General features: G+C 54.1%; 14 protein-coding genes. 4 read left to right on the top strand and 10 right to left on the bottom strand.

Annotated elements, in window-relative coordinates; translation table 11 throughout:
- Positions 1 to 2 precede the first annotated feature (2 nt).
- On the top strand, positions 3 to 1,295 hold the full coding sequence (gene ptsJ / locus I6L54_RS08475; RefSeq protein ID WP_040233517.1) for a MocR-like B6 salvage transcription factor PtsJ: 1,293 nt from the start codon (positions 3 to 5) through the stop codon (positions 1,293 to 1,295).
- Positions 1,296 to 1,308: 13 nt separating this feature from the next.
- A complete protein-coding gene (locus tag I6L54_RS08470; RefSeq protein WP_040233515.1) occupies positions 1,309 to 2,043 on the top strand; it encodes a type 1 glutamine amidotransferase in 735 nt (244 codons plus the stop codon).
- Between the two features lie 72 nt (positions 2,044 to 2,115).
- Here I6L54_RS08470 and cysM read toward each other — a convergent pair whose 3' ends face one another.
- The 10 genes from cysM to I6L54_RS08420 all read right to left on the bottom strand — a co-directional run bounded on the left by cysM (position 2,116) and on the right by I6L54_RS08420 (position 10,605).
- Positions 2,116 to 3,027 carry a cysteine synthase CysM gene (gene cysM, locus I6L54_RS08465; protein ID WP_040233513.1) on the bottom strand — a complete coding sequence of 304 codons (912 nt, stop codon included), beginning with the start codon at positions 3,025 to 3,027 and terminating at the stop codon, positions 2,116 to 2,118.
- Positions 3,028 to 3,146: 119 nt separating this feature from the next.
- Positions 3,147 to 4,244, bottom strand: coding sequence for a sulfate/thiosulfate ABC transporter ATP-binding protein CysA (gene cysA, locus I6L54_RS08460; RefSeq protein WP_005121940.1), 1,098 nt, complete (start codon positions 4,242 to 4,244; stop codon positions 3,147 to 3,149).
- Positions 4,234 to 5,109 (bottom strand): sulfate/thiosulfate ABC transporter permease CysW, encoded by an 876-nt coding sequence (gene cysW / locus I6L54_RS08455; protein WP_005121938.1) that lies wholly within the window; start codon positions 5,107 to 5,109, stop codon positions 4,234 to 4,236. Before cysW ends, cysA begins: the two co-directional genes overlap by 11 nt.
- Complete coding sequence (gene cysT / locus I6L54_RS08450) at positions 5,109 to 5,942, bottom strand: sulfate/thiosulfate ABC transporter permease CysT (protein ID WP_003038061.1); 834 nt, start codon at positions 5,940 to 5,942, stop codon at positions 5,109 to 5,111. Before cysT ends, cysW begins: the two co-directional genes overlap by 1 nt.
- On the bottom strand, positions 5,943 to 6,959 hold the full coding sequence (cysP, locus tag I6L54_RS08445) for a thiosulfate/sulfate ABC transporter substrate-binding protein CysP (protein ID WP_005121936.1): 1,017 nt from the start codon (positions 6,957 to 6,959) through the stop codon (positions 5,943 to 5,945).
- 159 nt (positions 6,960 to 7,118) lie between these two features.
- Positions 7,119 to 7,910, bottom strand: a complete 792-nt coding sequence (gene ucpA / locus I6L54_RS08440; RefSeq protein WP_005121934.1) for an SDR family oxidoreductase UcpA — start codon at positions 7,908 to 7,910, stop codon at positions 7,119 to 7,121.
- A gap of 205 nt (positions 7,911 to 8,115) precedes the next feature.
- A complete protein-coding gene (gene yfeX / locus I6L54_RS08435) occupies positions 8,116 to 9,015 on the bottom strand; it encodes a porphyrinogen peroxidase (RefSeq protein WP_003838547.1) in 900 nt (299 codons plus the stop codon).
- Positions 9,016 to 9,108: 93 nt separating this feature from the next.
- Positions 9,109 to 9,684 (bottom strand): RpoE-regulated lipoprotein, encoded by a 576-nt coding sequence (locus I6L54_RS08430; RefSeq protein WP_005121928.1) that lies wholly within the window; start codon positions 9,682 to 9,684, stop codon positions 9,109 to 9,111.
- A gap of 59 nt (positions 9,685 to 9,743) precedes the next feature.
- Positions 9,744 to 10,193 carry a DUF2919 domain-containing protein gene (locus tag I6L54_RS08425; protein WP_005121926.1) on the bottom strand — a complete coding sequence of 150 codons (450 nt, stop codon included), beginning with the start codon at positions 10,191 to 10,193 and terminating at the stop codon, positions 9,744 to 9,746.
- Positions 10,180 to 10,605, bottom strand: coding sequence for a GNAT family acetyltransferase (locus I6L54_RS08420; RefSeq protein ID WP_003038048.1), 426 nt, complete (start codon positions 10,603 to 10,605; stop codon positions 10,180 to 10,182). Before I6L54_RS08420 ends, I6L54_RS08425 begins: the two co-directional genes overlap by 14 nt.
- Before the next feature lie 211 nt (positions 10,606 to 10,816).
- On the opposite strand from I6L54_RS08420, the gene amiA reads away from it, so the two are divergent.
- Both amiA and hemF read left to right on the top strand, forming a co-directional pair.
- The gene (gene amiA, locus I6L54_RS08415; protein WP_005121924.1) at positions 10,817 to 11,686 is read left to right on the top strand and encodes an N-acetylmuramoyl-L-alanine amidase AmiA; all 870 of its coding nucleotides are present in this window, start codon (positions 10,817 to 10,819) and stop codon (positions 11,684 to 11,686) included.
- A gap of 2 nt (positions 11,687 to 11,688) precedes the next feature.
- Positions 11,689 to 12,588 carry an oxygen-dependent coproporphyrinogen oxidase gene (gene hemF, locus I6L54_RS08410; RefSeq protein WP_005121922.1) on the top strand — a complete coding sequence of 300 codons (900 nt, stop codon included), beginning with the start codon at positions 11,689 to 11,691 and terminating at the stop codon, positions 12,586 to 12,588.
- The last annotated feature ends 21 nt before the right edge of the window (positions 12,589 to 12,609 follow it).

Raw genomic sequence — 12,609 nt, 5'->3', positions numbered from 1 at the left:
TAATGATCGACGGAAAAACCGCTAACGAAATTTTTGACAGTATTCGTCAACATGTCGCTACAGGCACGTTGGCAGCAGGAGAAACGTTGCCGCCGGTGCGTGAACTAGCAACAGCATTGAACGTTAACCGTAATACTGTCGCGGCGGCTTATAAACGCCTTGTCACCTCCGGACTGGCGCAGAGCCTCGGACGCAATGGCACAGTGATCAAAGAAATATCTGCCCCCGGTGCGCTGGAAGGTGGCAATCCGGATACCGCGCTCGTCGATCTTTCCGGCGGTAATCCAGCGCCTTCGCGTCTTCCAGACCTCAGCCGTTATTTCGTGCAAATAAATAAGAATCCGCGTTTATACGGCGATGCCGCCGTATCACCCGGTCTTAAAGCGTGGGCCGCGCAATGGATGCAGGACGCAATGCCAGGCAAGGGAGAAATCGATATCACCAGCGGCGCTATTGACGCCATTGAACGTCTGCTATGCGCCCATTTACTGCCTGGCGATAGCGTTGTCGTAGAAGATCCGTGCTTTTTGAGCAGCATCAATATGCTGCGGTATGCCGGATTCTCAGCAAATCCTGTCAACGTTGACCACGAAGGCATGCAGCCAGAGATGCTGGAAATTGCGCTACAAAAAGGTGCGCGGGCGGTGATTATGACGCCGCGCGCCCATAACCCGACGGGATGCAGCCTGAGCGCATCCCGCGCGGCGCAATTGCAGGAAATCCTGGCCCGTTATCCGCAAACGCTGGTTATTGTCGACGACCACTTTGCGCTGCTGTCCGCTTGCCGCTGGTATCCGGTGATAGCAAAAGAAACCACCCACTGGGCCGTCATCCGTTCGATGTCTAAAACATTAGGCCCGGACTTACGCCTTGCCATCGTTGCCAGCGATCCGGTTACTTCAGCAAAACTGCGGTTGCGACTCAACTCCGGCAGTCAGTGGGTCAGCCATCTGCTTCAGGATTTAGCCTGCGCCTGCCTGAGCGACGAAGAATATCAACATAAGCTGGTGCAGACTCAGCAGTTTTACGCAACACAGCAGCAAAAACTGACCACCGCTCTCAGAGGATATGGCATTGATCTGCCCGTCGCTGATGGTCTGAATCTGTGGCTGCCTCTGTCGCACCACAGTCAATCACTTGCTTTTGCCCTGGCAAAATCCGGTTGGCTGGTACGCGAAGGTGAGGTGTTTGGTGTGAATACACCATCGCACGGTCTGCGCATTACGCTGTCGACCTTAAACGACAGCGATATTCATAAGCTGGCGGCTGATATTCATCAGGCGCAAAAGCGCTAACAGGAGAGAAAAAGTGCGAGTTCATTTTGTTATTCATGAGTCTTTTGAATCTGCTGGCGCGTATCTGCCGTGGGCAGAACAACGTGGCTATACCATCAGTTGGTCACAGGTTTACGCCGGAGAATCGGTTCCCGCCAATGCCGATGGCTTCGATATGCTGGTCGTCTTTGGCGGTCCGCAGTCTCCACGCACCACGCTGGCAGAGTGCCCGTATTTTGACTCTCAGGCTGAACAGCACCTGATCAATCAGGCGATTTCAGCACGCAAAATTGTGGTGGGGATCTGTTTGGGGTCGCAGTTAATCGGTGAAGCGCTGGGTGCGAAAGTATGCCAGAGCCCGGAAAAAGAGATTGGCCACTACCCGATCGCTCTGACCGAAGCAGGCCAACAGCATCCGTTGTTCAGCCATTTTGGTTCACCGCTTACCGTCGGTCACTGGCACAACGATATGCCGGGATTAACCGATCAGGCGACAATTCTTGCCGCCAGCGAGGGCTGCCCGCGACAAATCGTACAATACGGTAATTTCGTTTATGGTTTTCAGTGTCATATGGAATTCACCGCCGAAGCAATCGAGGGGCTGATTCAGCATTCAGAACAAGAGTTAGCAGAGGCCAAAGGAAAACGTTTTATCCGCTCTGTCGCTGAAATGCGCGAATGGGATTACCAGCAGATGAATGAAAAACTGTGGCAGTTCCTGGATAAACTGGTAGAGAACCGTAACGATTCATCATTGAAGGCCGGATAAAACACGTAACGTCTTATCCGGTGATCGTGTCGTATGTTTGCCTGATGGCGCTACGCTTATCAGGCAAACAAATTAGATCCCTGCGCCCTGGTTAAAGTGCTCCTCGCCAAAAACGCCGGTCGAAAGGTAGCGATCGCCGCGATCGCAGATGATCGCCACCACCACGGCTCCAGGTGTAGCACGTGCCACGCGTAACGCCCCCGCCACCGCGCCGCCAGAGCTGACACCGCAGAAAATGCCTTCACGAACGGCCAGCTCACGCATAGTGTTTTCCGCATCGTTCTGATGAATATCCAGCACTTCATCCACCAGCGAGGCGTTAAAAATGCCTGGCATATACTCCGCTGGCCAGCGGCGAATTCCCGGAATACTGCTGCCCTCTTCCGGCTGCAGACCCACGATTGTGACCGATTTTTCCTGTTCACGCAGAAAACGCGACACGCCGGTAATGGTGCCCGTTGTTCCCATACTGGAAACGAAATGGGTAACGCGGCCTGACGTCTGCTGCCAGATTTCCGGGCCGGTTGTGGTGTAATGCGCGTATGGGTTATCCGGGTTGTTGAACTGGTCCAGAAGTTTTCCTTCGCCGCGTTGCGCCATTTCCAGAGCTAAATCACGCGCTCCTTCCATCCCCTGCTCTTTGGTCACCAGAACCAGTTCAGCCCCGTAGGCACGCATCGCCGCACGGCGTTCCTGACTCATGTTGTCCGGCATTAACAGCTTCATGCGATAGCCTTTCAGCGCGGCGATCATCGCCAGCGCAATCCCGGTGTTGCCGCTGGTTGCCTCGATCAGCACATCACCCGGCTGAATTTCTCCACGCTTTTCCGCTTCGACGATCATCGACAGCGCGGCGCGGTCTTTCACCGAACCCGCAGGATTATTGCCTTCCAGCTTGACCCAAATTTCACTGCCGTTATCCGGCGTCAGACGTTGTAATTTCACCAGAGGCGTATTGCCAATCGTTTGTTCTAATGTGTTCATGAGTGCTGTCCAATAAAAAGCCGGGTGGCGCTGCGCTTACCCGGCCTACAAAATCACGGCATATGCGGTAGGCCCGGTAAGCATAGCGCCACCGGGCGATAAACCTGCAAATTAACCTATCAGGCAGATTCCGCCAGAGCAAGCTCCGCTTCGCGCGTTTCAATGCGCTGTTCGCCGTTATACAGACGTGCATTTTGCAGCCCAACAAACAGGCGCTCACCGCGACTCGGGGGATTATCGCCCTGCATTACTACCGTCAGCGGTTCGTTATACCACCCCAGCGGCTGCACAACTAATTGGGTGTAGTGACCTTTCGGACTGGCTTCCAGTACCTGAACAGGCAGCGGTGAATCCAGGCTGGTACGGCGGCTGACGTCCACTTCCCACGGACGCAGGAACAGATCCACCGGTCCCTGATAGCCTGGCGTATAGCCCAGCGGCCAGCGGTGTGCGCCGACGTGGAATTGTCCACCGCGAATCGTCCCTTGCAGTCGGTTAACCTCACCCATAAACTCCAGCACAAAGCGGGTAGCCGGTTCGCGCCATACCTGATCGGGCGCATCGGCCTGTTCGATATGGCCCTGGCTCATCACCACCACGCGGTCTGCGACTTCTGTCGCTTCTTCCTGATCGTGAGTAACAAACACGCTGGTGAACTTCAGCTCTTCATGCAACTGACGCAGCCAGCGACGCAACTCTTTACGTACCTGAGCATCGAGCGCGCCAAACGGCTCATCGAGCAGCAGGATCTGCGGTTCCACCGCTAACGCTCGTGCCAGCGCCACGCGCTGTTTTTGCCCACCGGAAAGTTGCGCCGGAAAGCGATCCGCCAGATGGGCAAGCTGCACCATCTCCAGCAATTTGGTGACTTTCGCTTTGATGGTCACCGCATTTGGACGCTCGCGACGCGGTAACACCGTCAGGCCAAAGGCGATGTTGTCGAAAACGGTCATATGGCGAAACAGCGCGTAGTGCTGAAATACGAAGCCAACTTTACGATCACGCGCATGTAAGCGACTGACGTCAGTACCATGAAAGCGAATATGCCCGCTGGACTGATGTTCCAGCCCGGCAATAATGCGCAGCAGCGTGGTTTTGCCCGAGCCAGATGGCCCCAGCAACGCGACCATCTGACCTGAAGGAATATCCAGCGAGATATCGTTCAGCACCTGGGTGCGACCAAAAGACTTCTTAATATTGGCAATCTCAATGCTCATGATTTTCCTCCTGCTGCGCGCGTTTCTCCTGGTTCTCCAGACGCCATTGCAACATGCTCTTCAAAAACAGGGTAATAATCGCCATCAGCGTTAACAGCGCCGCGGCGGTAAAGGAGCCGACCGTGTTGTAGTCTTGCTCCAGTAATTCAATTTGTAGCGGCAGAGACAAGGTTTCGCCGCGAATCGAGCCGGAAACCACCGACACCGCGCCAAATTCGCCAATCGCACGGGCATTAGTCAGCACCACGCCGTACAGCAACGCCCAACGAATATTCGGCAGCGTCACACGGCGGAACATCTGCCAACCGGATGCGCCAAGCAGAACCGCCGCTTCGTCTTCGTTACTGCCCTGACTCAACATCACCGGCACCAGTTCGCGCACCACAAACGGACAGGTCACGAACACCGTGACCAGCACCATTCCCGGCCAGGCAAACATAATTTGCAGATTGTGTTCATCCAGCCATCCGCCCAGCGGACCGTTAGAGCCGTAAAACAGCAGATACACCAGGCCGGCGACCACAGGCGACACAGCAAACGGAATATCCAGCAGCGTCAACAGCAACTGGCGTCCAGGGAAGTTAAAACGGGTCACCAGCCAGGCCAGCATCACGCCAAACACCAGATTCACCGGCACCGCAATCAGCGCAATCAGCACCGTTAACCAGATAGCGTGCAGCATGTCCGGGTCGGCCAGGTTCTGTAATACCGGCATTAATCCCTTGCTGAACGCCTGCACGAAGATGTAAATCATCGGCACCAGCAAAATAAACGCGGACACCAGCATGCCTGTGCCGATCAGAAACCATTTCCCCCAGTTAATACGGGGCGCGCCATAGCGTTTCAATTGGGTAATCTCTGCCATCAGTGACCTACCACGCGTCGACCAAAGCGACTTTGCAGGGTGTTAATCGAAAACAGCAGCAACAGCGACGCCCCGAGGATCACAGAGGCAATCGCACTGGCAGCCGGATAGTCAAACTCCTGCAAGCGAACAAAAATCATCAACGAGGTCACTTCCGTTTTCCATGCGATATTTCCGGCGATAAAGATAACGGCGCCAAACTCACCGAGGCTGCGGGTAAACGAAAGCGCAACCCCCGCCACCAGCGCGGGAGACAGCTCCGGTAACACCACTTTACGAAAGCTCTGCCAGCGCGTGGCACCGAGCGTTTCCGCCGCTTCTTCATATTCCGGGCCTAACTCTTCCAGCACCGGCTGCACAGTTCGCACCACAAACGGAATACTGGTAAACGCCATCGCCACCGCGATACCGAGCCAGGTGTAAGTCACCTTAATATCCAGCTTCGCCAGCCACTCGCCGTAGAAACCGTTGACCGAAAACAGCGACGCCAGCGTCAGACCCGCCACCGCCGTAGGCAGCGCGAATGGCAGATCCATCAGCGCATCCAGCAGCGTCCGACCCGGAAAACGATAGCGGGTTAAGATCCACGCCATCAGCAGGCCAAACACGCCGTTAAAAATCGATGCCACAAACGCCGACAGCAGCGTCACTTTATACGCCGCCACCACCTGCGGGTTGGTAATCACATCCCAGTATTGCGCCCAGCTCATTTGCGCCAGTTGCATCACCAGCGCGCTAAGCGGCAGCAGCAATATCAGGCAGACAAACAGTAGGCTGGTGCCCAGGCTTAAGGTGAAGCCGGGCAACACGCGTCGGGAAGAAACAGCAAACATTTACTTGCGCCCCGCCGCCAACAGCTTGTCCAGCTCACCACCGCTGACAAAGTGTGTCTTCATCACTTCAGGCCAGGAGCCGAACTTGTCTTCTACGCGGAACAATTCAGTCTGCGGGAATTTATCTTGCTGTTTGTCCATCACCTGCGGGTTATTCACGCGGTAGTAGAAATCGGTAATGATGGTTTGCGCCTGCGGGCTGTACAGCCAGTTCAGATACGCTTTAGCCGCTTTTTCAGTCCCGTTGGCCTGCACGTTTTTATCTACCCAGGCTACCGGGAATTCGGCGAGGATATTGGTTTTCGGGATAACCACTTCAAAACCCTGCGCTTCATACTGTTTGCGAATGTTGTTCACTTCTGATTCGAAGCTGATCAGCACATCGCCCAGGCCGCGCTCTGCAAAGGTGGTGGTAGCACCGCGGCCGCCGGTATCAAACACTTCGACGTTTTTCAGAAACTGGGTCATGAACTGTTCAGTTTTGGCTTTATCGCCACCGTCAGCTTTATCCGCAGCACCCCACGCCGCCAGATAGGTATAGCGCGCGTTACCGGAGGTTTTTGGGTTCGGGAAAATCAGTTTCACATCAGAACGCACAAGGTCATTCCAGTCATGAATATTCTTCGGGTTCCCCTTACGCACCAGGAAGCCCATGGTGGAATAGAACGGCGAGCTGTTATTCGGCAGACGACTTTGCCAGTCGGCCGGGATCAGCTTGCCTTTGTCATGCAGGATCTGCACATCGGTGACCTGGTTATAGGTCACCACATCGGCTTTCAGCCCTTGCAGAATCGCCAGTGCCTGTTTTGATGACCCGGCATGAGATTGTTTAATCGTCAGTTTGTCACCGCCGTTATCCTTCGCCCATTGCTGTTCAAACGGCGGATTAAGGGCGGCAAACAGCTCGCGAGACACATCGTATGAACTGTTCAGCAGTTCCGTTGCCTGCGCCTGACCCACCAGCAACAACATTGCAGCCAGCGTCAGGGTTCTTTTTTTCAGTAAGTTAACGGCCATTGCGCACCCTTATAAATTTAATGACTTTCTTATGGTCATCATATTTATAACCGGCACTAAAGGAGTAACGGTTTTATATACCGTTTGATGATTTGAAAGTTGAAAAGAGAATAAGGGGAAACCCCTCCCCAGGTTCACCGGGGAGGAGACAGGCATCAATCAGATGCCGACGCTGATGCTTTCAGGCAGGGTGCTGCCGCCATCAATCACGTTTTGCGTGCCAGTTAAATAGCTGGACTCATCCGACGCGAGGAACGCCGCCAGTTCACCCACTTCAAGCGGACAGGCCAGACGACGCATCGGGATCGCTTTCGCCATGTCGACTAATACGGATTCAGGATCGTCCGGGTTAGACTGACGCGCGATATTCTCTGCCATCGGCGTACGAACGTAGCCTGGGCAAATGGCATTTACGCGAATGCCGGACTGCGCGTATTCAACCGCCAGGGACTTGGTTAAGCCGATAATAGCGGCTTTCGACAGCGCATACGCCGTTTCGCCCGGGTCGGCTACCATATCGCCTGTTACCGATGACATCATCACGATGCGCCCGTCTTTGCGCGCAATCATCTCCGGCAGAACGGCCTTCGTCACGTTCCAGACGCCTTTAATGTTGACATCAATGTGGAAGTCGCGATCTTCATCGCTCATTTCAAGGAAGTTGCCAAGGCGACATACGCCTGCATTGTTGACCAGAATGTCGATTTTGCCTTCAATTTTCTTCGCGCGTTTTACCGCTTCCGTGACCGACGCAAAATCTCTGACGTCTGCGTGAACCGCTGTGCAGCGATGCCCGCGCCCAGCCAGTTCATCCGCCAGCTTTTCAATCTCATCGGAGATATCCAGCAGGATTAAGTTCGCGCCATGGCGGGCAAACGTTCTGGCGATCCCCTCGCCAATACCCTGAGATGCGCCCGTAATCAATGCTGTTTTGCCCGTGAGTTTTCCCATTTCAATATTCTCCTTTTGAATATGAAGCCTTCACTTCATTCACGCAGAAGATACAGCATTAACAAATTCATGCTGAGGAATAGCTCACTAAATCAGGTTAATTTCAGGTAAAAAAAATCCCCGTCGGGGCGGGGATTTTCAATTTCATGACAGATAAGAACGCGGTAGGCCTGGTAAGCGTGAGCGCAACCAGGCAACACTGGGGTTACAGCGCCATCAGTCGATCCAGCGACGGTGCAAAGTAATAGCCACCGGTGACCGGTTTGGTGAAGCGCAGCATTGCATCACGTTTGCCGTCGGTATCGCCAAACATGCTCAGCAACTGTTGTTCAATGTTGTGCAGACGGGCGCAGTAGGCGCAGAAATAGAGACCATGCGTGCCGCTGGCAGTGCCGTATGGCAGGCTCTGGCGCACAATTTTCAGCCCTTTACCGTCTTCTTTGAGGTCAACACGGCTCAGGTGGGATGTTACCGGACGATCGTCACCATCGATCTCTTCGTTGGCTTCCTTGGTGCGGCCAATCATCATTTCCTGGTCATGGATGCTCATGCGATTAAGCTGCTTCAGGTTATGTTCCCAACGCTGCACAAACACATAGCTGCCACCGGCATCCACACCATCTTTGATAACGGCGACTTCACGGCGCGTTTCTTCGCCTGCCGGGTTTTCCGTACCGTCAACAAAGCCACTGAGGTCACGCTCTTCGACCCAACGGAAACCGTGGATTTCTTCTTTGACTTCAATACAGTCGCCAAATGCTTCCATTGCCGCCTGCGCAACGGAGAAATTCACGTCATGACGCAAAGAGAGAATATGGATCAACACGTCATATTGGGTTGCTGGTGCCAGACCTTTACCGTAAGGGATAAAGTCTTTTAACTCTTCAGCACCGACGCCGCCGCTCAATGCACGCCAGGTGTTGTTGCCAAAAGCGACAACCGCGCCCAGATGCGCATCCGGGAACTTAGCTTCAAAGGTCGCCAGCTTATCGGCGAAGGTTTTGCTGGCCGCACGCAGGGCCTCAACGTCGCCTTTAACATTGGCTTCAATCCAAATCGCCGCACGGCAATGTTCTGGCAAAATGCCACTCTGAACCTGAGACATTGTTCCTCCTGAAAAAAAGATGCCACGACACCGTGGCATTGATGGGCGCTATTCTACCTCTTTTTTTAACAAGCCGATTTGTTCAGACGCAAATTAACGCCGCCAGATAATTTTGCTTACTTTCCACGCTTTCAGCGTGTCGTCAGACGGCATTATATCCTCAGGCCCGCTCCATTCACCGGAAAAAATATAGCTAATATGTTGACTTCCTTCAGCTTTACACTCAACGCCCGCGCTGTCATCGCCGGTTGCCTTTTGGCAATTACCGAAAGCTTTAGTGTAAAGGTCGCTAAACGGTGTACCGATTTCGACACCCGCGACTGACGAAATATCGTGGTCTAACACATCAATACGACTAATGGTTCCCTGGCTGCCATTGATGACTATCGCCAGCTTGTCGTCTTTCAGCGCTTCATAGAAGCGCACCACATTTCCGTTATCAGTCTTCATCCCGCTACGCAGGCGGTAATCACCGTCCAGCGCATCAGCAATGGCTTTTTCATCCAGCGGTGTCGCGCCCGTTAACACTCCGACGCCCTGCTCTGTGACCTGCGTTGAAGAACCAAACCAGTTCCACGGATTGGCGGCAGACCAGTTCACCGAGGACAACGTTGAACACCCGGTCAGTAGCAGCGGCATCGCGCATAAAGTCAAACGCAGTGATTTCATTTCACTTCCTTCCTTATTTATCAACGTTGCTTGGAGTCCGGTTTCCCCAAAAAGTGCCGTTATTCTTTCTCAAGGGAAAAACAGGCACGCAAACGTTGATTGGTTAACAGCCCGACCAGTGCGACGATATCCGCCACCAGCAGCGCCAGCCCGACACCGTTGAGCGGATCGCCTGCCAGCCACATCACCGGCTGCCAGCACAGCAGCACCAGTTGAGCGAGAATCAATAATCCGCGCAGCCTGTGCCACAAAACGGGGAACGCAAAACGCCGCCCGCTGAGTAAAAACGCCAGTACGGCGGGAACGCCGGGGAGCAAACCCAGCCAGAATGCGTCATGATCGGGATAAAACAGATTCAGCAATGTGTTGCCCTGCTCACGGGAAGAACCGGCAATCACAAACAAAACCCAGGTGCGTGCCTGCAACAACAGTACGCACCAGAAGAGAAAAGGCAGGCGCAGACGCCCATGACCGTCATAGTCGGCCGGATGAAACTCAGTACTCTTCATCTTCAATCAAACGCTTGCCCAGATTGAGTACATCCGCATGTTCATAGCCCAGACGTTCATACATGCCCTGGACGACATCGTTATCGTCACGCACCATGATTTGAATCTTCGGGCAACCGCGGGCAATGAGCTTTTTCTCCAACCGGTTGAGTAGCGCATTAGCGATACCGCGACCGCGAAACTCAGGATGCACGCCGAGATAATAGGCCGAACCGCGATGTCCGTCGTAGCCGCCCATCACTGTGCCGACAACTTCACCGTTCACTTCTGCGACCAGAAACAAGCTGACGTCATGATTGACTTTGCGTTCAATGTCCATTTCCGGGTCATTCCATGGACGCAGCAAATCACAGCGCTCCCAGAGGGTGATCACCTCTTCGAAATCTTCCTGGCGAAAAACGCGTATTTCCATGGTATTGGTTACCTTTTCAGGACGTTAAAAAGCGATTATGGCGCGAACCACTGATTTAGCCAATATCTGACGCGAAGCGGCGGAAAAAATGGCATAATACGGAATTGTCACGTATTGAAATGAAAAGTAAAACAATTCTTATCCCGATCCGTCGCAACGGACAACGCGATACGATATAACGTTTAGAACCTTTTTTTACAACTCAGGCCGTATGAGCACTTTTAAACCACTAAAAACACTCACATCGCGCCGCCAGGTGTTGAAAGCCGGGCTGGCCGCCCTGACGCTGTCAGGCATGTCGCAAGCCATCGCTAAAGAAGAAGCGCTTAAGACCAGCAATGGGCACAGCAAACCGAAAGCGAAAAAAGCCGGCGCTAAGCGCGTAGTTGTCCTCGATCCGGGTCACGGCGGGATTGATACCGGCGCAATTGGTCGCAACGGTTCGAAGGAGAAGCACGTGGTGCTGGCGATTGCCAAAAACGTGCGCTCGATTCTACGCAACCAGGGCATTGATGCGCGCCTGACCCGCTCCGGCGATACGTTTATTCCGCTGTACGATCGCGTCGAGATAGCCCACAAGCATGGCGCCGATCTGTTTATGTCAATTCACGCCGACGGCTTCACCAATCCGAGTGCGGCAGGGGCATCGGTCTTTGCGCTGTCTAATCGCGGCGCCAGTAGCGCCATGGCGAAATATCTGTCCGATCGTGAAAACCGGGCCGATGAAGTGGCCGGAAAGAAGACCACTGATAAAGACCATTTGCTGCAGCAGGTACTGTTCGATCTGGTGCAAACCGACACCATTAAAAACAGCCTGACCTTAGGGTCGCATATTCTCAAAAAGATTAAGCCGGTACACCGTCTGCACAGTCGTAGCACTGAACAGGCCGCCTTCGTGGTGCTAAAATCACCTTCGATTCCGTCGGTACTGGTCGAAACCTCGTTCATTACCAATCCGGAAGAAGAGCGACTGCTCGGCACGACGGCATTTCGTCAAAAAATCGCTACCGCTATCGCCAATGGCATCATTAGCTATTTCCACTGGTTTGATAACCAGAAAGCACACTCGAAGAAACGTTAATCATGAAGCCCGATGCACAGCGCGTAAAACAGTTCCTGCTCAGCCTGCAGGATGATATTTGTCAGCAGTTATCCGCCGTAGATGGCGCCGGGTTCGTTGAAGATAACTGGCAGCGCGAAGCGGGCGGCGGCGGGCGCAGCCGGGTGCTGCGTAACGGTGGTATTTTCGAGCAAGCGGGCGTCAACTTCTCCCACGTCTACGGCGATGCAATGCCGGCCTCGGCTACCGCCCATCGCCCGGAGCTTGCCGGGCGCAGTTTTGAGGCCATGGGCGTCTCGCTGGTGGTGCATCCGCAGAATCCTTACATTCCGACCAGCCATGCCAACGTGCGTTTTTTTATCGCGGAAAAACCGGACGCCGAGCCGGTGTGGTGGTTTGGCGGCGGCTTTGACTTAACACCCTACTACGGCTTTGATGAGGATGCGGTGCACTGGCACCGCACGGCGCGTGATCTGTGCCAGCCGTTCGGTGATGACGTGTACCCGCGTTACAAAAAATGGTGCGATGACTACTTCTTTCTCAAGCACCGTAACGAGCAGCGCGGCATCGGCGGGCTGTTTTTCGATGACTTAAATACGCCGGATTTCGATCACTGCTTCGCCTTTATGCAGGCGGTTGGCGCAGGCTACACCGACGCATATCTGCCGATCGTCGAACGCCGCAAAGCGATGATATGGGGTGAGCGCGAGCGTAACTTCCAGCTTTATCGCCGTGGGCGCTACGTGGAGTTCAACCTGGTGTGGGATCGCGGCACGCTGTTTGGCTTACAAACCGGCGGACGCACGGAATCGATTTTGATGTCGATGCCGCCGCTGGTGCGTTGGGAATATGATTACCACCCGGATGACGGCAGCCCGGAAGCCGCCCTTAGCGAGTTTATTCAGGTGCGCGACTGGGTGTAATGGCCTGATGGCGGAACAATT

Origin of the sequence: Citrobacter pasteurii (genome assembly GCF_019047765.1) — a bacterium.
GTDB classification, from domain to species: domain Bacteria; phylum Pseudomonadota; class Gammaproteobacteria; order Enterobacterales; family Enterobacteriaceae; genus Citrobacter; species Citrobacter pasteurii.
The sequence above is the reverse complement of the archived record's forward strand: the minus strand, read 5'-3'. Positions and strand labels throughout refer to the sequence as shown.

Excerpts from the sequence above, each read along its gene's own strand:
- cysM (WP_040233513.1), bottom strand. The coding sequence starts at position 3,027 with ATGAACACATTAGAACAAACGATTGGCAATACGCCTCTGGTGAAATTA.
- ptsJ (WP_040233517.1), top strand. The coding sequence starts at position 3 with ATGATCGACGGAAAAACCGCTAACGAAATTTTTGACAGTATTCGTCAA.
- I6L54_RS08425 (WP_005121926.1), bottom strand. The coding sequence starts at position 10,193 with ATGAAGAGTACTGAGTTTCATCCGGCCGACTATGACGGTCATGGGCGT.
- yfeX (WP_003838547.1), bottom strand. The coding sequence starts at position 9,015 with ATGTCTCAGGTTCAGAGTGGCATTTTGCCAGAACATTGCCGTGCGGCG.
- amiA (WP_005121924.1), top strand. The coding sequence starts at position 10,817 with ATGAGCACTTTTAAACCACTAAAAACACTCACATCGCGCCGCCAGGTG.
- cysT (WP_003038061.1), bottom strand. The coding sequence starts at position 5,942 with ATGTTTGCTGTTTCTTCCCGACGCGTGTTGCCCGGCTTCACCTTAAGC.
- I6L54_RS08420 (WP_003038048.1), bottom strand. The coding sequence starts at position 10,605 with ATGGAAATACGCGTTTTTCGCCAGGAAGATTTCGAAGAGGTGATCACC.
- cysA (WP_005121940.1), bottom strand. The coding sequence starts at position 4,244 with ATGAGCATTGAGATTGCCAATATTAAGAAGTCTTTTGGTCGCACCCAG.
- ucpA (WP_005121934.1), bottom strand. The coding sequence starts at position 7,910 with ATGGGAAAACTCACGGGCAAAACAGCATTGATTACGGGCGCATCTCAG.
- hemF (WP_005121922.1), top strand. The coding sequence starts at position 11,689 with ATGAAGCCCGATGCACAGCGCGTAAAACAGTTCCTGCTCAGCCTGCAG.
- I6L54_RS08430 (WP_005121928.1), bottom strand. The coding sequence starts at position 9,684 with ATGAAATCACTGCGTTTGACTTTATGCGCGATGCCGCTGCTACTGACC.
- cysW (WP_005121938.1), bottom strand. The coding sequence starts at position 5,109 with ATGGCAGAGATTACCCAATTGAAACGCTATGGCGCGCCCCGTATTAAC.
- cysP (WP_005121936.1), bottom strand. The coding sequence starts at position 6,959 with ATGGCCGTTAACTTACTGAAAAAAAGAACCCTGACGCTGGCTGCAATG.